The sequence below is a fragment of the Erwinia tracheiphila genome (assembly GCF_021365465.1).
Taxonomy (GTDB): domain Bacteria; phylum Pseudomonadota; class Gammaproteobacteria; order Enterobacterales; family Enterobacteriaceae; genus Erwinia; species Erwinia tracheiphila.
Genome location: NZ_CP089932.1, coordinates 1,428,280 through 1,448,072, shown reverse-complemented (window position 1 = coordinate 1,448,072; position 19,793 = coordinate 1,428,280). Strand labels below are relative to the sequence as shown.

Annotated in this window: 16 protein-coding genes, 1 tRNA gene and 5 pseudogenes; 14 read left to right on the top strand and 8 right to left on the bottom strand. The window is 50.1% G+C overall.

Annotated elements, in window-relative coordinates:
- Positions 1-5 precede the first annotated feature (5 nt).
- The 3 genes from LU633_RS07540 to yejF are packed head-to-tail and all read left to right on the top strand — an operon-like array spanning position 6 to position 3,696.
- Positions 6-1,100, top strand: a complete 1,095-nt coding sequence (locus LU633_RS07540; RefSeq protein WP_016192978.1) for a microcin C ABC transporter permease YejB — start codon at positions 6-8, stop codon at positions 1,098-1,100.
- Complete coding sequence (locus LU633_RS07535) at positions 1,097-2,113, top strand: ABC transporter permease (protein WP_016192979.1); 1,017 nt, start codon at positions 1,097-1,099, stop codon at positions 2,111-2,113. Before LU633_RS07540 ends, LU633_RS07535 begins: the two co-directional genes overlap by 4 nt.
- Complete coding sequence (gene yejF, locus LU633_RS07530; RefSeq protein WP_016192980.1) at positions 2,113-3,696, top strand: microcin C ABC transporter ATP-binding protein YejF; 1,584 nt, start codon at positions 2,113-2,115, stop codon at positions 3,694-3,696. The genes LU633_RS07535 and yejF overlap by 1 nt, the downstream gene beginning before the upstream one ends.
- Positions 3,697-3,718: 22 nt before the next feature.
- Here the strand turns inward: yejF and LU633_RS07525 are convergent.
- The 3 genes and pseudogenes from LU633_RS07525 to rsuA all read right to left on the bottom strand — a co-directional run bounded on the left by LU633_RS07525 (position 3,719) and on the right by rsuA (position 6,251).
- A pseudogene (locus LU633_RS07525) lies at positions 3,719-4,060 on the bottom strand (hypothetical protein).
- 261 nt (positions 4,061-4,321) lie between these two features.
- On the bottom strand, positions 4,322-5,518 hold the full coding sequence (locus LU633_RS07520; RefSeq protein WP_016192982.1) for a Bcr/CflA family multidrug efflux MFS transporter: 1,197 nt from the start codon (positions 5,516-5,518) through the stop codon (positions 4,322-4,324).
- Positions 5,519-5,522: 4 nt separating this feature from the next.
- Positions 5,523-6,251 (bottom strand): 16S rRNA pseudouridine(516) synthase RsuA, encoded by a 729-nt coding sequence (rsuA, locus tag LU633_RS07515; protein ID WP_016192983.1) that lies wholly within the window; start codon positions 6,249-6,251, stop codon positions 5,523-5,525.
- A 206-nt stretch (positions 6,252-6,457) separates the two neighbouring features.
- On the opposite strand from rsuA, the gene LU633_RS07510 reads away from it, so the two are divergent.
- The gene (locus LU633_RS07510; RefSeq protein WP_016192984.1) at positions 6,458-8,212 is read left to right on the top strand and encodes a DEAD/DEAH box helicase; all 1,755 of its coding nucleotides are present in this window, start codon (positions 6,458-6,460) and stop codon (positions 8,210-8,212) included.
- 170 nt (positions 8,213-8,382) lie between these two features.
- Complete coding sequence (gene rplY, locus LU633_RS07505) at positions 8,383-8,667, top strand: 50S ribosomal protein L25 (protein WP_016192985.1); 285 nt, start codon at positions 8,383-8,385, stop codon at positions 8,665-8,667.
- A 180-nt stretch (positions 8,668-8,847) separates the two neighbouring features.
- Here the strand turns inward: rplY and yejK are convergent, their stop codons facing one another.
- Complete coding sequence (gene yejK, locus LU633_RS07500) at positions 8,848-9,852, bottom strand: nucleoid-associated protein YejK (protein ID WP_016192986.1); 1,005 nt, start codon at positions 9,850-9,852, stop codon at positions 8,848-8,850.
- A 160-nt stretch (positions 9,853-10,012) separates the two neighbouring features.
- Here yejK and LU633_RS07495 point away from each other — a divergent pair, with 160 nt between their 5' ends.
- The 4 genes from LU633_RS07495 to LU633_RS07480 all read left to right on the top strand — a co-directional run bounded on the left by LU633_RS07495 (position 10,013) and on the right by LU633_RS07480 (position 12,940).
- Positions 10,013-10,240: a YejL family protein gene (locus tag LU633_RS07495; protein WP_016192987.1), complete on the top strand. Its 228-nt coding sequence runs from the start codon at positions 10,013-10,015 to the stop codon at positions 10,238-10,240.
- Positions 10,241-10,261: 21 nt separating this feature from the next.
- Complete coding sequence (yejM, locus tag LU633_RS07490; RefSeq protein WP_016192988.1) at positions 10,262-12,013, top strand: LPS biosynthesis-modulating metalloenzyme YejM; 1,752 nt, start codon at positions 10,262-10,264, stop codon at positions 12,011-12,013.
- A 94-nt stretch (positions 12,014-12,107) separates the two neighbouring features.
- Positions 12,108-12,184: transfer RNA gene (locus tag LU633_RS07485), tRNA-Pro, on the top strand.
- Between the two features lie 204 nt (positions 12,185-12,388).
- The gene (locus LU633_RS07480; RefSeq protein ID WP_016192989.1) at positions 12,389-12,940 is read left to right on the top strand and encodes an integrase arm-type DNA-binding domain-containing protein; all 552 of its coding nucleotides are present in this window, start codon (positions 12,389-12,391) and stop codon (positions 12,938-12,940) included.
- 50 nt (positions 12,941-12,990) lie between these two features.
- Here LU633_RS07480 and LU633_RS07475 read toward each other — a convergent pair whose 3' ends face one another.
- Positions 12,991-14,031, bottom strand: coding sequence for an IS481 family transposase (locus tag LU633_RS07475; RefSeq protein ID WP_046371791.1), 1,041 nt, complete (start codon positions 14,029-14,031; stop codon positions 12,991-12,993).
- A gap of 96 nt (positions 14,032-14,127) precedes the next feature.
- Between LU633_RS07475 and LU633_RS07470 the strand changes: the two are divergent.
- A pseudogene (locus LU633_RS07470) lies at positions 14,128-14,871 on the top strand (tyrosine-type recombinase/integrase); the annotation flags it as partial.
- Here LU633_RS07470 and LU633_RS07465 read toward each other — a convergent pair.
- A pseudogene (locus LU633_RS07465) lies at positions 14,864-15,217 on the bottom strand (integrase core domain-containing protein); the annotation flags it as partial. The pseudogenes LU633_RS07470 and LU633_RS07465 overlap by 8 nt on opposite strands.
- On the opposite strand from LU633_RS07465, the pseudogene LU633_RS07460 reads away from it, so the two are divergent.
- The 4 genes and pseudogenes from LU633_RS07460 to LU633_RS07445 form a co-directional block, all read left to right on the top strand.
- Positions 15,213-15,690: pseudogene (locus LU633_RS07460) on the top strand (transposase); the annotation flags it as partial. The pseudogenes LU633_RS07465 and LU633_RS07460 overlap by 5 nt on opposite strands.
- Positions 15,691-15,731: 41 nt before the next feature.
- Positions 15,732-15,974: a hypothetical protein gene (locus LU633_RS07455; RefSeq protein WP_072052882.1), complete on the top strand. Its 243-nt coding sequence runs from the start codon at positions 15,732-15,734 to the stop codon at positions 15,972-15,974.
- A 124-nt stretch (positions 15,975-16,098) separates the two neighbouring features.
- Positions 16,099-16,386 carry a hypothetical protein gene (locus LU633_RS07450; RefSeq protein ID WP_016192991.1) on the top strand — a complete coding sequence of 96 codons (288 nt, stop codon included), beginning with the start codon at positions 16,099-16,101 and terminating at the stop codon, positions 16,384-16,386.
- A 125-nt stretch (positions 16,387-16,511) separates the two neighbouring features.
- Positions 16,512-16,838, top strand: coding sequence for a hypothetical protein (locus LU633_RS07445; protein ID WP_152664309.1), 327 nt, complete (start codon positions 16,512-16,514; stop codon positions 16,836-16,838).
- A 319-nt stretch (positions 16,839-17,157) separates the two neighbouring features.
- Here the strand turns inward: LU633_RS07445 and LU633_RS07440 are convergent, their stop codons facing one another.
- Entirely contained in the window at positions 17,158-18,198 is a 1,041-nt protein-coding gene (locus tag LU633_RS07440) for an IS481 family transposase (protein WP_046371818.1), read from the bottom strand.
- Between the two features lie 192 nt (positions 18,199-18,390).
- A pseudogene (locus LU633_RS07435) lies at positions 18,391-19,591 on the bottom strand (IS256 family transposase).
- Positions 19,592-19,793 lie beyond the last annotated feature (202 nt).

Sequence of the window (19,793 nt, the reverse complement as noted above, 5' to 3'; positions counted from 1 at the left end):
AGAGCTTGGGCAATTACCTGCTACGCAGACTGTTACTGATTATTCCCACGCTGTGGGCGATCATTACTATTAACTTTTTTATTGTGCAAATCGCGCCCGGTGGCCCGGTGGATCAGGCTCTGGCTAATATAGAATTCGGGCAAATCAGCGGGATGCCCGGCGCTGCCGACGCGTTGCAGGGACAAAATCGGCATACGTCAAACCTGAATCCGGGCGACAACCAGTATCGCGGCTCCCGAGGTCTGGATCCGGAGGTAGTGGCTGAAATTACCAAACGCTATGGCTTTGATAAGCCGCTTTACCAGCGATATTTCAGTATGCTGTGGAATTATCTGCGCTTCGATTTCGGTGACAGCCTGTTTCGCAGCAGTTCCGTCATTGAATTAATCAAAAGCAGCCTGCCGGTTTCCGTAACGCTTGGCCTGTGGAGCACGCTGATTATTTATTTGGTGTCCATTCCGCTGGGGATCAAAAAGGCCGTACGCAACGGTAGTGCTTTTGATATCTGGAGCAGCACCATCATTATTGTCGGTTACGCCATTCCATCATTCCTTTTTGCAACACTCCTGATTGTGCTATTTGCGGGCGGCAGTTACCTGGACTGGTTTCCGCTTCGCGGGCTGGTTTCCTCGCAGTTTGACAGCCTGCCGTGGTACGGCAAGATTACCGACTACCTTTGGCATATCGCCTTACCAGTCACTGCCACAGTGATTGGCGGTTTTGCGACATTAACCATGCTGACTAAAAACTCGTTTCTGGATGAAATTCGCAAACAGTACGTGGTAACCGCACGAGCGAAAGGGTTGAGCGAAGATAAAATACTTTATCGGCACGTATTTCGTAACGCTATGCTGCTGGTTATCGCAGGATTTCCCGCCACCTTTATCAGCATGTTTTTTACCGGTTCATTACTGATTGAAGTAATGTTTTCACTCAATGGCCTTGGCCTGTTGGGTTACGATGCCACCATTCAACGCGATTATCCCGTTATGTTCGGCACGCTTTATATCTTCACCCTGATTGGCCTGTTACTGAATATCGTGAGTGATATTACGTATACGCTGGTCGACCCGCGCATTGATTTTGAGGCACGCTCATGAACCCTGTTAACCAGGCCCGCTGGGCGAGATTCTGTCACAATCGCCGTGGCTACTGGTCACTGTGGATTTTTGCCGTGATATTTGTGCTTTGTCTTGGTGCCGAGTTACTGGCAAACGATAAACCCCTGCTGGTCAGCTATCAGGGCCAGATCCGATTCCCGTTGCTTATTAATTACAGCGAATCCGATTTCGGTGGTCCGCTGACCAGCGCGGCCGATTATCAGGATCCATGGTTGAAATCACGTATTGAGCAACAAGGATGGGCCATTTGGGCACCGGTTCGTTTCGGCGACGGCACGATTAACTTTACTTCCACCGTCCCCTTTCCTTCTGCGCCTTCCGTTCATAACTGGTTAGGCACCGATGCTAACGGCGGTGACGTGCTGGCCAGGTTACTTTACGGCACACGTATCTCACTGCTGTTTGGACTGATGCTTACGCTGATTTCCAGCGCGATTGGCGTGGTCGTGGGAGCCTGTCAGGGCTATTACGGCGGACGTCTGGATTTATGGGGCCAGAGGCTGATCGAAGTCTGGTCCGGGATGCCAACACTGTTTTTGATCATCCTGCTTTCAAGCGTTATTCAACCTGGGTTTTGGTGGCTTCTGGCGATTACCGTGCTGTTCGGCTGGATGCAACTGGTTGGCGTGGTCAGGGCCGAATTTTTGCGCGCGCGTAATTTTGACTACATCCGCGCAGCCCAGGCCCTGGGGGTGAGTGACGGCAAGATTATGCTGCGGCACATGCTTCCCAATGCCATGGTGGCCACACTGACCTACCTTCCCTTTATTCTTTGCGGTTCTATTACTACGTTGACGTCACTCGATTTCCTCGGTTTTGGTCTGCCGCTGGGTTCACCTTCACTGGGTGAATTACTGTTACAAGGAAAAAATAATTTACAGGCACCCTGGCTTGGGATCACCGCTTTCCTGACGTTAGCAATCGTCCTCTCTCTGTTAATTTTTATTGGTGAAGCGGTGCGCGACGCCTTCGATCCCAGTAAGGTATATTGATGTCTCTGCTAACCATAAAAAACTTAAGCATCGCTTTTCGCGAGGGCGCTGCAAGCCGTCAGGTAGTGGACAATCTTTCACTGTCTGTTGCTGCCGGAGAAACCCTGGCACTGGTGGGTGAATCTGGTTCGGGTAAAAGCGTCACCGCGCTGTCGATCATGCGCCTGCTGCCGGAGCCACCGGTAATTTATCCGCAGGGCGAAATCATGTTTGCAGGCAACGATCTCCTGAAAGCCAGCGAAAATACACTTCGTGCTTTGCGGGGCAATCGTATAGCGATGATCTTTCAGGAACCGATGGTTTCTCTTAACCCACTGCACAATATAGAAAAACAGCTGTACGAAGTGTTATCCCTGCACCGTAGAATGCGTAAAGAAGCTGCCCGTGCAGAAATGTTAAACTGTCTTGATCGCGTGGGGATACGTCAGGCCAGCAAGCGGCTCAATGCTTTTCCTCATCAGCTATCGGGCGGCGAACGGCAGCGGGTAATGATTGCGATGGCATTGTTGACCCAGCCAGCACTTTTGATTGCTGATGAACCCACTACAGCGCTGGATGTCACGGTGCAGGCGCAGATTCTGGTTTTGCTGAAAGAGCTTAAACAGGAATTAAATATGGGTCTGCTTTTTATCACCCATAATCTGAACATCGTCCGCCAGCTGGCAGATAATGTCGCCGTGATGCAAAACGGTCAGAATGTGGAAAGTAACAGCTGGCAGCAGCTGTTCAGCGCCCCCTCCCACCCTTATACCCGCGCACTGCTGGATGCAGAGCCTGATGGCCTGCCCGCCCCGTGCGATACGCTCGCGCGGCCTTTACTGCGCGTTCAGGCACTCACGGTGTACCTCCCGGTCAAACGCAGCCTGATGCGGCGGACAGATGAACCTTACCACGCATTAAAATCGCTCAGTTTCACGCTTCGGTCAGGCGAAACACTGGGACTGGTAGGCGAGTCCGGTTCAGGCAAAAGCACGACCGGGCTGGCTCTGTTACGGTTAATTGCGTCACAAGGTGAGATCTGGTTCGATGAACAGCCTCTGCATCTGTTTGATCGACGAAAAATGTTACCAATTCGACGTCAGATACAGGTGGTATTTCAGGATCCAAATTCATCGATGAATCCCCGACTAACGGTAGCGCAGATTATTGCGGAGGGTTTACTGGTGCATCATCCAGAACTGTCCCTCGCACAGCGTGAAGAAAGCGTCATTGCGGTTATGCGGGAAGTCGGTCTGGATCCAGAGACGCGGCATCGTTATCCCACCGCCTTCTCGGGTGGGCAACGACAGCGCATAGCTATTGCAAGGGCAGTTATTCTCAAGCCCAAATTGATTATTCTGGATGAACCGACCTCTTCTCTTGATCGCTCGGTGCAAAAGCAGATTCTTACTTTGCTCAAAAAGCTGCAGCAGGATCACAGCCTTGCTTATATTTTTATCAGCCACGATTTGCAGGTAATTCGTTCACTGTGCCATCAGATGGTGGTATTAAGACAGGGAGAAGTGGTTGAGCAAGGAGAGTGTGAACACATTTTTATCGCGCCAGAACAACCCTATACGCAACAATTGCTGGCACTAAAATAAAAACCAGTGCCAGATTTTCCAATCAGGCGTTGGCATTCCTGAAGGGTTCGTCAATGCCAACGCCAAAATTTTTAAGCCAGCAGGTTGCTGCGCACTCGTCGTGACGAGCAACAAACAGGCAGGGTTCTCCTTCCCATCCAATGATGAAACAGTCGGGCTGTATTTCCGTTAGTGCATCTTTAAGCGTCTGCATGATGTCCTATGACTGGACACCATGATGCCTTAACAGGCTGAGGCTGACTAAATCGTCGTCGGTGGCAACGTTACTGAAAAGAAGAGGTTCAGCAGTTACACCTGGCCTGCTTCCGCCCCACCGATAACTCTGCGTTAAGCGATGAATCACTGAATGTTGTAATGTATTCATGCAAACACCAGGATCTGTATAGTCAGTCTGAGGAACCAGGCTGATTTCAGAGAACGCCGTGATTAACTGTCGCTGCCTTTAAGGTTGATAACAGCGTTAATTTCTGCGAGTCAGGCCTCATTATTAACATTATTTTTACCTTGTAATCATTCAGATAATAATTATTTTATTTCATAAATGTATAGTTAAGCGAGAATAATTTCACATTATAGCAACAAAATACAGACTTACCCTCTGCCGAAAAATTTATTCAACCGTCATTCAAACTGCATCTTTACGCGAGCCGATTGCAGCCATAAAAAGCAGCACAGAAAGTGAGGCACAAATAAATATGGAACCCACCATTGGCCAGGCATCGGTAAATGTGAAGGTGGAAAGCAGCGCCCCTGTCAGTGCACCCACGCCAAAACGCAGCGCTCCCGCCAGTGACGATGCCGTTCCGGCCATGTGTGGAAATTCTTCCAGGATGACCGCCATAGCATTTGACGACACCATCGCAACACAACCAATGTACATGGCAACCCCAAAAACCAGCGGAAGAAATCCGAGATTCAGTGCGCTCACCACCACCAGCCACAGCGCCATGGCAAACTGAACAGACAAGCCAAAACGGAACATTATTACCGGACCAAAACGGCGTACCGATCGGCTGTTAACCAGCGTCATCAGGAAAAGAAAAACCACATTCAGGGCAAAATAATAGCCAAAATCCTGGGGTGATATATGATTCAATTCAATATAGACAAAGGGACCTGCGTTAAGAAAAGAGAACATTCCGGCAAAAGATAATCCACTGGCCAGCATATAGCTGAACGCCTGCCTGTGGCGAACAAGATAAAGGAAATTGATTAACGTCGTCCACAGGTTGAATTTCTGGCGTTTATCTGCTGGCAAGGTTTCCCTGATTTGCGTCGCGACCATAATCGTGGTGACGACGGCCACCATCGAAAGGGTCCAAAAAATGGCATGCCAGCTCCAAATCTGCAGCAACCAGCCGCCGATTATCGGCGCAAGCAAAGGTGCGATAGTGGTTACCATCATCATAAATGACATCATGCGGGAGAACTCCTCTTTCGAGTAGCAGTCACGCATAAGGGCACTGCTCACCACACTGCCAGCGGCGGCTGACAGGCCGTGCAGCAGGCGCATAACAATCAGCTGGTCGATGGTCTGTGCCATCGCACAGGCCGCAGCAGCAACCGAAAAAATCAGCGTCCCCAGAGAGATGAGCGGTTTGCGGCCAAAACTGTCGGCCAGTGGTCCATAGACTAACTGACCCAGCGCAAACCCCAGAATGTAAATGTTCAGCGTCATTTGTACGCTTCCTGCGGTGACGCCAAACTCCCTGGCAATCTCCGGCAGTGCTGGCAGATACATATCAATCGACAACGGCATTAACATTGCCAACAGGCCAAGGATCACCACCAGCCCGAGCGACGAATTCATTTCCTTACGCACCCTGTTATTCCTTATTCACTTTTGTTTTGTCTTTTCTGACGCTGATGCTGGCTATCTCCTCTGCATTCAACGCCCGATATTCACCGGGTTGCAGTTGAGCATCAAGTTGAATGTCACCAATACGCTCGCGATGTAATGCCACTACGTGGTTCCCCACGGCAGCAAACATACGCTTCACCTGATGATAGCGTCCTTCGCTGATAGTCAGCCGCACCTGGTTATAGCTGATAGCCTCCAGCAAGGCCGGTTTAGTCAGGTCCTTTTCATTATGCAGCTGCACGCCCTGCTGGAATTTCGTTGCCACATCATCAGCCAGCGGTGATTCAAGCGTCACCAGATAGGTTTTCTCACAGTGATGGCGAGGTGGCGTGATGCGATGTGACCATTGCCCATCGTCGGTCATCAGCACCAGTCCCGTGGTGTCGATATCCAGCCTTCCTGCGGCATGCAATTTGTAGGCAGTAGGTTCTTCCAGAAAGTAAAGAATCGTCGGGTGATCGGGATCGTCCGTCGAACAGACGTAACCCTGCGGTTTATTGAGCATAAAGTAACGAGGCCCTGTTTCCAGCTGAAGCAGATTGCCGTCGTATTTCACTTCATTTTCAGCAGTCAGCCTGAAAGCACCATCGCGAACGACTTCACCGTCTACAGTGACTTTTCGTGCACGTAGTTCACGTCCGGCGATAGCCCGGCTGATTTCGAGTTGCTGAGATAAAAATTTATCAAGTCGCATTAAATCTGTACTGCCTGTCTCAAAGAAAAACAGACGCCTCATTAAAGAGACGCCAGGAGAAAAAACGGTGTGTTCGCTATGACGTCATATCCGCATTTCAGACGGCAAGTATATCGGGAGTTCCTTCGGAGGCACAGAGTCCGCTTCGTCCGCGCTCTACTTTCATGACATAATGCGCTTTTGATCGTTGAGCAGCTGAAAAATCAATGTCATTTACACTACGCCCGTATCAGCACGAGGCCGTTGAAGCTACGCTTAACTACTTTCGTCGCTCCTGCGCTCCTGCGGTCATTGTTCTGCCCACCGGAGCGGGTAAAAGTCTGGTCATCGCTGAACTGGCGAAACGGGCGCGTGGTCGCGTACTGGTGCTGGCCCATGTTAAAGAGCTGGTTGCGCAAAATCACAGTAAATACCAGTCTTACGGGTTGAACGCTGATATTTTTGCCGCAGGGCTGCAACGGCGTGAAAGTCAGAGCAAGGTTGTATTTGCCAGCGTGCAGTCGGTGGCGCGCAATCTGCAACAATTTGACAGTGAATTTACGTTACTTATTGTCGATGAATGCCATCGTATCAGCGATGCTGAGGACAGCCAGTACCAGCAAATTCTCCACTACCTTCGTTTACGTAGCCCGCAGTTGCGGCTGCTGGGCCTCACCGCGACTCCCTACCGACTGGGCAAAGGATGGATATATCAGTTTCATTGCCACGGGATGGTGCGAGGTGATGAACATGCCCTGTTTCGCGACTGTATCTACGAATTGCCTATGCGCTATATGATTAAAAACGGTTTTCTGGTCCCACCAGAAAGGCTCGATATGCCTGTTGTCCAGTATGATTTCAGTCGGATTGCCGTAAAAGAAAATGGCCTTTTTAGCGAAGCAGACCTTAACCACGAATTGAAACAGCAACGTCGTATTACGCCCCATATCATCCGGCAGATCATTGAATTTGCACAATCTCGTCAGGGCGTAATGATTTTTGCCGCAACGGTCGAACACGCCAGAGAAGTCGCAGGCCTGCTGCCGGATGACAACGCACTGATTACGGCGGCCACGCCCGCAGTGGAGCGTGATGCATTAATCGCCGCCTTTAAAGCACGCCAACTGCGCTATCTGGTCAATGTTGCCGTATTAACCACCGGATTTGATGCACCGCATGTCGATCTGATAGCCATCCTGCGACCTACTGAATCGGTCAGTCTCTATCAGCAAATTATTGGACGAGGGCTACGGCTTTGCCCCGGCAAGCGTGACTGCTTGATCCTCGACTATGCTGGTAATCCCCATGACATTTTTACACCTGAGGTAGGTACACCAAAGGGAAAAAGTGACAACCAGCCGGTGCAGGTTTTTTGTCCGTGCTGCGGTTTCGCCAATATCTTCTGGGGGAAAACGGCCGCCGATGGCACCCTTATTGAACACTTTGGTCGCCGCTGCAAGGGAATTATTGAAAACAGCGATGGCGAGCGTCAGCAGTGCTATTACCGTTTTCGCTATAAATGCTGCCCGCACTGTCTGGCCGAGAACGATATAGCGGCACGCCGCTGTCACCAGTGTGAGGCCGTGCTGGTGGACCCGGATGATATGTTAAAAGCCGCACTAAAGTTAAAAGATGCGCTGGTGTTGCGCTGTGCCGCAATGGAGCTTGAGTGTGGGGCAGACCAGAAAGGAGAGTGGCTCAAAGCACGTTATTACGATGAGGATGCGACCGAAGTGAATGAGCGCTTTCGCCTCAGCACGCCCGCACAGCGCACTGCATTTGAGCAGATTTTCCTGCGGCCTCATCTGCGTGCGCCGGGTACCCCACTGAGCTGGAATAGTGCGGCTGATATCGTTGCACTTCAGCCATTGCTACGCCATCCCGATTTTGTTGTAGCACGCAAACAACGCCATTTCTGGCAGGTCCGTGAAAAAGTTTTCGATTATCAGGGGCGTTATCGTCGTGCCCATGAGCTTCGCTGAATCACAAGGCCGGGTGAATGTAGGTGAGCAGTATCAAGGCGACATATAGCCGTTGCCCGCACACCCGAAGTAAGGCTATAATCCGCCCCGCTTTTGCAACCGCACAAGCTGAAATACCAACCTGTTGCTGGGTCGCCTGTAGCAGGAAAATCAATTTAAGAGACTGAACAATGTTCACTATCAATGCAGAAGAACGTAAAGAGCAGGGTAAGGGTGCGAGCCGCCGCCTGCGTACAGCTAACAAATTCCCGGCCATTATTTATGGCGGTAAAGATGCAGCTGTTGCCATCGAACTGGATCATGACTCCGTGATGAACATGCAGGCTAAACCTGAGTTCTACACCGACGTGCTGACTCTGGTTGTCAATGGTAAAGAAACCAAAGTAAAAGTGCAGGCTGTTCAGCGTCATCCGTTCAAGCCAAAACTGCACCACATCGATTTCGTTCGCGCTTAACTACCGTTCGATACCAGTAAAAAACGCCGCTTAATGCGGCGTTTTTTTGCCTGATTAAAACCCCGGTCTGCGGATATATTTATCGGGCCGGTTTTGGCTTTGCCTGATTATCCTGGTCGTTAAGCATCACAAACTCGCTATGGTCTGCTCTGCAGCCACCTGCAATTAAGGTGGCTTTGTTCACCCCCCGCCGCTGCGACGCTGTAACTGTTCGCGCAGGTTGGGTGGCGTGCCTTTGATCGTCAGCGTATCGGTAGCCGCATCCCAGAAAATTCGCTCCCCCAGTAGCAACGCATCAAAATTCAGGGTTAGCCCTCCCCCACTTCCGGCAAACTTAGTCAGCTGGCGCAAGGTACCACGATCGGCAGGGAAACGTTCTTCCAGTTCATAGCCCTGTTCCTGCGTGAAAGCCTGAAAGGTTTTCTCGCTAAGGGGTGCCAGCTCGCCGGATAATTCTTCCAGTTCGATTTCCTGTCCCGCCTGTAACTGCTCATTACAGTAGCTGTAGACCTGCTGACGATAGTTTTGGCGTTCATTCTTATCAAGACTTGCCTGATCACAGTAATCATCAACGGCCTGCAGCAGGCCACGATTTTGCGCTTTCGTATCCAGCCCGACGCTGGCACCGAGAAAGTCCATAAAAAAGTCTGCAACCTTACGGCCAACGCGACCACGCAGAAAAGTCAGATAGCGCGTGGATTCAGGGTTAGTTTCCCATTCTGTTAAATCAATACGCGCAACAATATCGGCATGATGGATATCAAGATAGTGCGTGCTGCTGATATCCAGTTGTTCATTCACATACATGCTGTTTTGACTGCTGAGAACGGCGATCAGCAAATATTCGACTGCCAGATAACGATAATGTCCAAAAAGAACGATACCACCATCAGCAAAGGGATATTTTGCCAGTTCATCACGCAGGCGCCCGGTAGCAGTCCGACTGAATGCCAGGAAATCATCCTCACCTTTTCGGCAATTGCGCAATGCAGCGGCAAGTTCACTTTCCTGATCAAATAAACCACAGGCTTTATTTTTAACGCTATAAACGCGATGAAGCTCTTCCATCATAGCGATCACCGGGCCATTGGCAGGCAGCAACGAATCACGAAGCACCAATTCCAGCGGGTGCTCATCGCGTTTTATCATCTGATGCAGGGCAATCTGCTCGATATCCAGACTCATAGTAAACTCTCCTTAATATGACCGGGACGCGTATTCAATCATTCGCCGGGGCAGCAATCAACAGACAACAATATTAACCAATATCTCGCGATAAAAGTGCAGAAAAAATCTCACGTTTACGTTAGGATAAAGCCCTTTAATACTCAGTAAATTCGACCCTATGCCACAACAGTCCCGATACAGTGACGAGCGAGTGGAAAAACTTCTCGCAGACATGGTCAATATTCTTGAAAAAGATAATGCGCCGACCGACCTTTCCCTGATGGTGCTTGGAAATATGGTAACCAATTTGATTAACACCAGCGTATCATCTGCACAGCGTAGTGCACTGGCGGGTTCGTTTGCCGATGCGCTGCGGGCCTCCGTGCGTGAAGATAAGATTCGTTAACGTGATAATTTTGACCCCGGTATGGTAACAAGTCAGCAGCGCTACCGTGAAAAAGTCTCCCAGATGATAGGCTGGGGGCACTGGTTCGCCCTGTTTAATATTCTTTTTGCTTTCATCTTAGGTAGCCGTTACCTGTTTGTCTCTGACTGGCCTGCATCGCTGGTCGGGCGTATTTATGCCTTTACCAGCTGGATCGGCCATTTCAGTTTTATCGTTTTTGCAACTTATCTGCTGATTATCTTTCCGCTGACGTTTGTTGTGATGTCACAACGATTGCTGCGCTTCCTGTCTGCGATTGTTGCTACAGCGGGCTTAACGCTTATTCTTGTGGATAGCGCCGTATTCAACCGTTTCCATCTGCACCTCAATCCGGTGGTATGGGAACTGGTCATCAACCCCGATCAAAGTGAACTGACTCGAGACTGGCAACTGATGTTTATCAGCGTTCCAGCGATATTTCTGGTAGAAATGCTGTTTGCTACCTGGAGCTGGCAGAAACTTCGCAGTCTTAACCGACGTAATTTTGGTAAGCCACTTGCCGTGCTGTTTATCTCGGCATTTTGTAGCAGCCATATTATGTACATTTGGGCTGATGCAAATTTCTACCGCCCAATCACCATGCAGCGCGCTAATCTGCCGCTTTCATATCCCATGACCGCGCGCCGTTTTCTCGAAAAGCATGGGTTGCTCAATGCACAGGAATATCAGCGCAGACTGGTTGAACAGGGTGCGCCCGGGGCCGTTTCGGTGGCCTACCCGCTGAATAACATTCTTTTTCGAGATGGCGGAACACATAATAATTTACTGATGATAACGGTGGACGGGCTAAATGCAGCAACGTTGCAGCAGTCGCTTCCCCATCTGGCACAGTTCGCCAGTCAAAACCTCAATTTTACCCAGCATTTCAGCTCAGGTAGCGCTCCCGACAGCGGACTTTTTGGTCTTTTCTACGGAATATCCCCCAGCTATATGGACGGTGTGCTGTCGGCACGCATGCCTTCTGCATTGATCGATGCGCTTAGTAAACAAGGCTATCAGTTCGGCCTGTTTGCTTCAGATGGTTTTGCCTCGCCGCTTTACCGGCAAGCTCTGTTAGCTGACTATTCACTGCCACCTTCAAACATCCAGCATGATGGGCAAACAGTTGTTCAATGGCAAACCTGGTTTGAAGAACAGAACAGCACCAATGCCCCCTGGTTTTCCTATCTGTCCTTTTCGGGGAGAGGCCTTGCTGACAGTAATCAGGATAAATTTCTTCATCACTATGAGCGTAACGCGAGTGATGTCGATAACCAGATTCAGCATGTGTTGTCTGTTTTGCGTACTAAAGGAGTGCTTGATAATACCGTCGTAGTTATCACAGCCCAGCACGGCGTGGCCTTAGATGGTGATATCAGCATGGGCAATAGGGCTAATCTGCGCGTGCCTCTGATTGTCCACTGGCCAAATACCCCGGCACAGCAGATAAACAAACTGACCGATCACGCGGACATAATGACCACCTTAATGCAACGGCTGCTGCACGTCAGCACCGCACCGTCTGACTATTCACAGGGCGAAGACCTGTTTGCAGCACGCCGACGTAATGATTGGGTAGCCAGCAACAGCAATCATAAGCTGGTGGTAACCACTTCCCAGATTACCCTTTTGCTGGATAATAACGGCAGCTATACCGCCTGGGACAACGCAGGAAACCAGTTGAAAGATCACAAACCGCAGCTGGCGTTATTGTTGCAAGTGCTAACGGAAGAAAAACGCTTTATTGCCAACTGAATCAAATAATAGCGATATTGGCTATTTTCATAGCAGTCAACATCTTAGAGACTTGCATTCATAAAAGATTTCAGTAGAATCACGCTTCAAATATCGGCACGTAGCGCAGCCTGGTAGCGCACTGTCATGGGGTGTCAGGGGTCGGAGGTTCAAATCCTCTCGTGCCGACCAAATTCCCCCAACGTTTTGTCTAGTGAAGTCCAGACAAGGCTATAAAAAAAGAATAAACAGTAGGTTGCACCGACCTGCTTTTTTTCTATTGTCTAGCAAAGTCCACACTGATACAGTGAAATCCAACATTTTTAGGCATATATTTAGGCATACAATCCATTTTGTCGTCTGAGCCATATGCCTAACCAGTGATTGGAGAATGATATGGCGCGTCAGACAAAGCCCCTTAACAACACCGAAGTCAAGAATTCCAAAGCGACTGAACGTGCCACTATCCTGTATGACGGGGACGGCTTAGAACTACTGGTTAAGCCCGGCGGCTCAAAACTCTGGCGATTCCGCTATTACAAACCTTTCACTCGCAAACGCGCCATGATTAGCTTTGGTGCTTACCCTGCTGTATCTCTCTCTGAGGCTCGTCAACTTCGTGAAGATGCCCGTCTTCTATTGAGCAAAGATATTGATCCGCAGGAGCATAAAAAAACCGAGCAGTTGCGGCAAAAAAGTGCCACAGAAAGCACCTTTGAAAAGGTTGCAGGAGACTGGTTCAAAACCAAAGAATCAGCGGGGCTGGCAACTCATACGTTAAACGATATCTGGCGTTCTATGAGTAAATATGTATTCCCACATATTGGCTCTATGCCCATTGCTAACATCACGGTTCAGCAGTTCATCGGAGCATTAGAGCCAACACACGCTGCCGGAAGACTCGAAACGGTTAAACGTCTAAGCCAGCGTATCAATGAAGTGTACTAGCTCAGACCTGATCTGACAGTTACCGGTTATTTATACAGGTGTCTGTCAGATTACATCTGGTTCAGATTTTTTTCTGCCCAGACTCGTTTACCATCAAGTAACGTGGCCATTGGCGTACGCCCGCAGCACATTTTTCCCTGATGAGTTCGCTCATTATTGTAATGCCACAACCCGTTGTCCAGATCCGTTTGCAGGCTCTCCAGGTCTTCGTATAACTTCTTACGGAACGTAACCTGATAAAAATCCTGCAAAATAGTTTTATGGAAGCGCTCGCAGATGCCGTTCGTCTGCGGAGACATCGCCTTCGTTTTTGTATGGTCGATATCGTTGATGGCCAGATACAGCTGGTAATCATGCTGCTCCACCTTACCACAGTACTCCGTTCCCCTGTCGGTCAGGATCCTCAGCATCGGCAGTCCCTGAGCCTCGTAGAACGGCAGTACGCGATCATTGAGCAGGTCTGCGGCGGTGATCGGCGTTTTACTCGTATACAGCTTGCAGTGTGCCACTTTCGAGTACGTATCCACGAACGTCTGCTGGTAGATACGACCCACACCTTTCAGATTGCCCACGTAGAAGGTGTCCTGCGACCCGAGATAACCCGGGTGAGCAGTTTCGATTTCTCCGCTGGCCTCGTCATCGTGGGCCTTCTTCTCCAGCGCTGCGATTTGAGCGTCGGTAAGCACGATGCCTTCTCTGGCGACCTTTTCCTCAAGTGCCTTCAGGCGTTTACGGAAGTTCTCCAGGTCGTGCCGTTGCCAGATGGAGCGCACGCCGCTACCGGAGATAAACACGCCTTTTTTACGCAGCTCATTACTGGTCCGGTGTTGCCCGTGGGCCGGGAACTCAACGGCATATTCAACAACAGCGCGTTCAGTGGCTTCGTCGGCGCGGTTCTTCAGGTTGGGGACGCGGCGGTTCTGGTTAATCAGCGCATCGATGCCGCCTTCAGCAGCCAGTTCCTGATAACGGTAAAACGTGTCGCGTGACACGCCCATGATCTTGCAGGCTTTTGATACGTTACCGAGTTCTTCGGCGAGATTGAGCAGGCCGGCTTTGTGTTTGATGATGGGATTGTTAGTATGAATCATGAGAGTTACCTCGCGTTTTGTTTAAGGATTAGACACCCATATCAAAACCGGTAACTCTCAACCTTTCAAGGTCCAGTGTCAGATCAAGTCGCGACTAATACAAATGAAGTTATGGATTACGCCCTTAATTCTGGGCTGGTATCTGTAAACCCCGCAGCACGAATCGGGCGAACATTCCATAAACCAAAGGTAAAGCACCGCCCTGCCCTACCTCCAGAGCAACTCCCCCTTTTGATGAAAACTCTGGCATTTGCCAGTATCGGACGACAAACTCGCTGTCTTATCGAATGGCAATTACTAACGATGATCCGACCTGCCGAAGCGTCAACCACTCGCTGGGATGAGATCGACTTTGCCGCAAAAGAATGGCGTATCCCTGCTGGCCGCATGAAGATGAAGCGTGAGCATATCGTTCCGCTTTCTGAGCAAGCTTTGGCTATTCTGGAAGTGATGAAGCCCATCAGTAAGCACAGAGATTATGTTTTTCCTGGCTACCGTAATCCACTTGAACCAATGAATAGTCAGACAGCAAACATGGCGCTTAAACGGATGGGCTTCAAAGATCTTCTTGTCGCTCATGGGATGAGAGCGATTGCCTCAACAGTGCTTAACGAGAAAGGTTTTCCTCCTGATGTGATTGAAGCTGCGTTAGCACATATCGATACTAACGAAGTCAGGAGAGCTTACAATCGCGCTCAATACCTTGAACAACGTAGAGAGATGATGAGCTGGTGGGGTCAGTATGTAGAAGCTGCATCCTTTGGAAACTCATCAATCAGTGTTATTGGCAAGTTAACTTCAACTGACCTGCCCCCAGTATTAGATACAACCTTCAGTTAGTAATGTCGGTTGGTTTTTCTTCATGTTTCCCATTTCGCCAGCATGCTGCAAATTCAAGCGGCGTCTGGTAATTCAGCGATGAATGAGGTCTGGACTCGTTATAATCCTGCCGCCAGTCATTAATGATTTTCCGGGCATGAAGAATATCGCTGAACCAGTGCTCATTCAGGCATTCATCCCGAAAGCGTCCGTTAAAACTCTCAATAAATCCGTTCTGTGTTGGCTTACCCGGCTGGATAAGTCGCAGTTCTACACCATGCTCAAAAGCCCACTGTTCGAGCGCACGGCTGGTAAATTCCGGGCCCTGATCGGTTCTTATCGTTGCCGGATAGCCGCGAAACAGCGCGGTGTATCCGCAGGCCTGCGTCCAGCTGTGCGTCGTGCATATGGTGCGCAACAGTCTGCAGTTCGTCTCCTGCAAGGACTACAAAGCCGTCACCCGTGACCTGAAAGCCATCTGTCAGGCCACCACGGAAGAAGCAGGCGCGGGAAGCGTTCGCCGGCGCCCGGGACAGCCGCTACCCGCAGATAAGCCGGAGCTGGCAGGCAAACCGGGCCAGCCTGTCGACGTTCTTCGCTTACCCGGCAGACATCCGCAAGATGCTCGACACGACCAGCGCCATCGAGTCGCTGAACAGCGTGATCCGGGATGCCATCAAGAAACGGAAGGTGTTCCCGACTGACGACGCAGTGAAAAAGGAGGTGTGGCTGGCAATCCAGGCCGCATCACAGAAATGGAGGATGCCACAGAGGGACTGGCGTATGGCGATGAGCCGTTTTATTATCGGGTTCGGTGACCGCCCGGACGGCCACTACTGAGAAAAGGCATTTACACAGAATCATGTACAGGGTCAGTCCGGTTGGTGATTTGTTTTAGTTTGGCGATTGCTCAGATCGCACAATCCGGGCTGAGTTCCTTCAAAGTGATCGACTATCCGGCGTTGCTATTCAGCTCAGGTGCTGTCTTCGTTTGTCTGACCTGTTCTTCTGTGCGCCTTCTCTCTTCTGCTGTTTTCTTTACCAGGACACGATTAACGGCAGCAGTAGTGCCTGCGGCATGGCTGCTCTTTTTTATGGCACTCACCCAGCCAGGTTTAGTTTAACCACAGCGGCGGTTATGACGATATCTGCATATGCCGTTGTGAGACGGCGATAACGCACGACTCTTTTGAATCATGGTTTTTGAACTGACTGACGGGCTGGGGCCAGCTTAACAAGGAGCCTGAAATGAAAGTGAATATACAAATAGTGACTACTGCACTGTGGCTGACCTTCTCAACAGGTGCAGCCGTTGCGGTGATTTTCGCTGGAGGGCAGCGTACAGCAGCTGGTCTTCAGGGCACAGGACGACGCCCGGGAGAGCATTCGACTAATGGACTACAGTTCCCGCCTGAGGTGGTGAAATCGCTGGGCGCGGCGTGGACGTCAGGGTGGTCGTTGATGACAAAGGCAACCGCGGTAAATGTAAGGGCTGGCCATCTGCTTACTGAAACTAACCCTTGTGTTTATCTCTAAAGAAAATCTGAAACCACACCAAAGTAAGTCGCTGATTTCTGTCAGACGTAGTATTCTCAGCCGAGAATTGTCGTGCTTTCAATTGAACACTTATAAAAAGCAGCAGCTGAAATGGATAAGGAGATTTGACTAAAGCAGGAAGAGCACTACAAAAACATAGAGACAGACAGGGAAATATTTTTCTCAAAGCTACAGGAACTCCCACAGTTAAAAACGAACAGACACAGATGATTGTTGACAGTATTCTTAATGATCAAAATAAAACAGTCACATCCAAATCAGCAGGCAGATTCGCAAAAGTCATTGATATTGTATCAAAAGATGGAAAAGGTATACGCTATAGTAAAGATGGTAAATTAATTGGTTTCCTGGAGACACAAGAAAATGAAAAAATTAAATGCCCAACTGGCCAATTGGCCAGACAGAGAAAACGCTGTTTACGATATATATGAGAATACAGAACAAGTTGCCGAAATTTCAAATGAACCCGGCGAAGGACTTAAGATAGATATATTCCCCAGCCCTGACGGCTCGTGGCATTTCTGTTTTAACGAGTTTCTGTCTCTACTTGAAGAGGTCGGTAAAAATCTCGAAAAACCCTGATTACAGTAATTGGAGCCTGATGCTCAGTCGAACGAAAACTCACGTTAGGCGAGAAGGGTCGTCCGGAAAATCGATTAATGAGCAGTAGTGTCCGTTAAATGTCATTTATCTGTACTAGCTCAGACCTGATCTGACAGTTACCGGTTATTTATACAGGTGTCTGTCAGATTAAATCTGGTTCAGATTTTTTTCTGCCCAGACCCGTTTACCATCAAGTAAAGTTGCCATTGGCGTACGCCCGCAGCACATTTTACCCTGATGAGTTCGCTCATTATTGTAATGCCACAACCAGTTGTCCAGATCTGCCTGCAGGCTTTCCAGGTCTCCATATAACTTCTTGCGGAACGTAACCTGATAAAAATCCTGCAAAATGGTTTTATGGAAGCGCTCGCAGATACCGTTCGTCTGTGGAGACATCGCCTTCGTTTTCGTATGGTCGATATCGTTGATGGCCAGATAAAGCTGATAATCATGCTGCTCCACTTTACCACAGTACTCCGTACCCCTGTCGGTCAGTATTCTCAGCATCGGCAGTCCCTGAGCCTCGTAGAACGGCAATACGCGATCATTGAGCAGGTCGGCGGCGGTGATCGGCGTTTTACTTGTATACAGCTTGCAGTGTGCCACTTTTGAGTACGTATCCACAAACGTCTGCTGGTAGATACGGCCAACACCTTTCAGATTGCCAACGTAGAAGGTGTCCTGCGAGCCCAGATAACCCGGATGTGCCGTCTCGATTTCGCCGCTGGCCTCATCATCATGCGCCTTTTTCTCCAGCGCTGCGATTTGGGCATCGGTAAGCACAATGCCTTCTTTAGCGACTTTCTCCTCAAGCGCCTTCAGGCGTTTACGGAAGTTCTCCAGGTCGTGTCGTTGCCAGATGGAGCGCACGCCGCTGCCGGAGATAAACACGCCTTTTTTACGAAGTTCATTGCTAGTCCGATGCTGACCATGAGCCGGGAACTCAACGGCGTACTCAACAACCGCACGTTCCGTGGCCTCATCGGCGCGGTTCTTCAGGTTGGGTACCCTACGACTTTGATTAACCAGCGCATCAATACCGCCTTCTTCAGCCAGTTCCTGATAACGGTAAAACGTGTCTCGCGACACGCCCATGATCTTACAGGCTTTTGATACGTTACCGAGCTCTTCGTCCAGATTGAGTAAACCGGCTTTGTGTTTGATGATGGGATTGTTAGTATGAAGCATGAGAGTTACCTCGCGTTTTGTATAAGGATTCGACACCCATATCAAAACCGGTAACTCTCAACCTTTCAAGGCCCATTGTCAGATCAAGTCGCGACTAATACAATTTATCGATTAAAAACACACCGTTTTAATCGGTTTTTTCACTGTCCGTAATATTCGAGCCTGTACATGATTCTGTGTAAATGCCTTTTCTCAGTAGTGGCCGTCCGGGCGGTCACCGAACCCGATAATAAAACGGCTCATCGCCATACGCCAGTCCCTCTGTGGCATCCTCCATTTCTGTGATGCGGCCTGGATTGCCAGCCACACCTCCTTTTTCACTGCGTCGTCAGTCGGGAACACCTTCCGTTTCTTGATGGCATCCCGGATCACGCTGTTCAGCGACTCGATGGCGCTGGTCGTGTCGAGCATCTTGCGGATGTCTGCCGGGTAAGCGAAGAACGTCGACAGGCTGGCCCGGTTTGCCTGCCAGCTCCGGCTTATCTGCGGGTAGCGGCTGTCCCGGGCGCCGGCGAACGCTTCCCGCGCCTGCTTCTTCCGTGGTGGCCTGACAGATGGCTTTCAGGTCACGGGTGACGGCTTTGTAGCCCTCCCAGGAGACGAACTGCAGACTGTTGCGCACCATATGCACGACGCACAGCTGGACGCGGGCCTGCGGATACACCGCGTTGATAGCGTCCGGGAAGCCCTTCAGACCATCAACACAGGCGATGAGGATATCGTTCAGGCCGCGGTTTTTTAATTCGGTCAGCACATGGAGTCAGAACCTCGCGCCCTCGTTTTCGGCCAGCCACATACCCGGCAGTTCTTTCTGGCCTTCGATGTTGATACCCGGGGCAAGGAACACGGATTTATTGATGACGCGACTGTCCTGCCGGACCTTCAGGACGATACAGTCAGGGTAAACGATGGGACAAACGGCATCCAGTGGCCGGTTTTGCCATCCGGTGACCTGCTCCATGACGGCATCAGCTACCTTTGAGACCAGCGCTGGCGAGGCATCGGCGTCATACAGCTCTTTGAATGCGGCCGCTATCTCGCCGGTGGTCATCCCTTTGGCGTACAACGATAGGATCGGGTTATCCACCCCGGTGCTCCGGGTCTGGTTTTTCTTTACCCGTTGCGGTTCAAAGGGGCCATCACGATCGCGCGGTATACGCAGCTCCGGCGGGCCATCGCCGGTGATAACCGTCTTTTGGGTGTGGCCGTTGCGGGCGTTGGTCGCCGGTCTGGGCTGATTTTTATCGTCGCCGGGGTGACGGGTCATTTCGGCGTTGAGCGCCGCCCCGACACTGATTTTTTTCAGCAGGCGCTCAAACTGACTGATATCGTCAGGGGTTTTGAGATTTTTGGCCAGTTCGTTAGCCAGGGCCTGCGACTGTTTTTCGTCCATAAATTAACCTGCTTTTGATGCTGGATTGAACATATCAAAATCAGGCAATTACACAAATCTATGTACTGGCTCTAATATTCTGATTTATCGGACAAAAAAATCTTAACGTGTGAAATCGTTCCGTTGAGCGTCAAACCCCTTATATAACCTACTCAACCGCCATGGCAACACCTTTCAGGATATAAACACCTCCGCGCCTGCG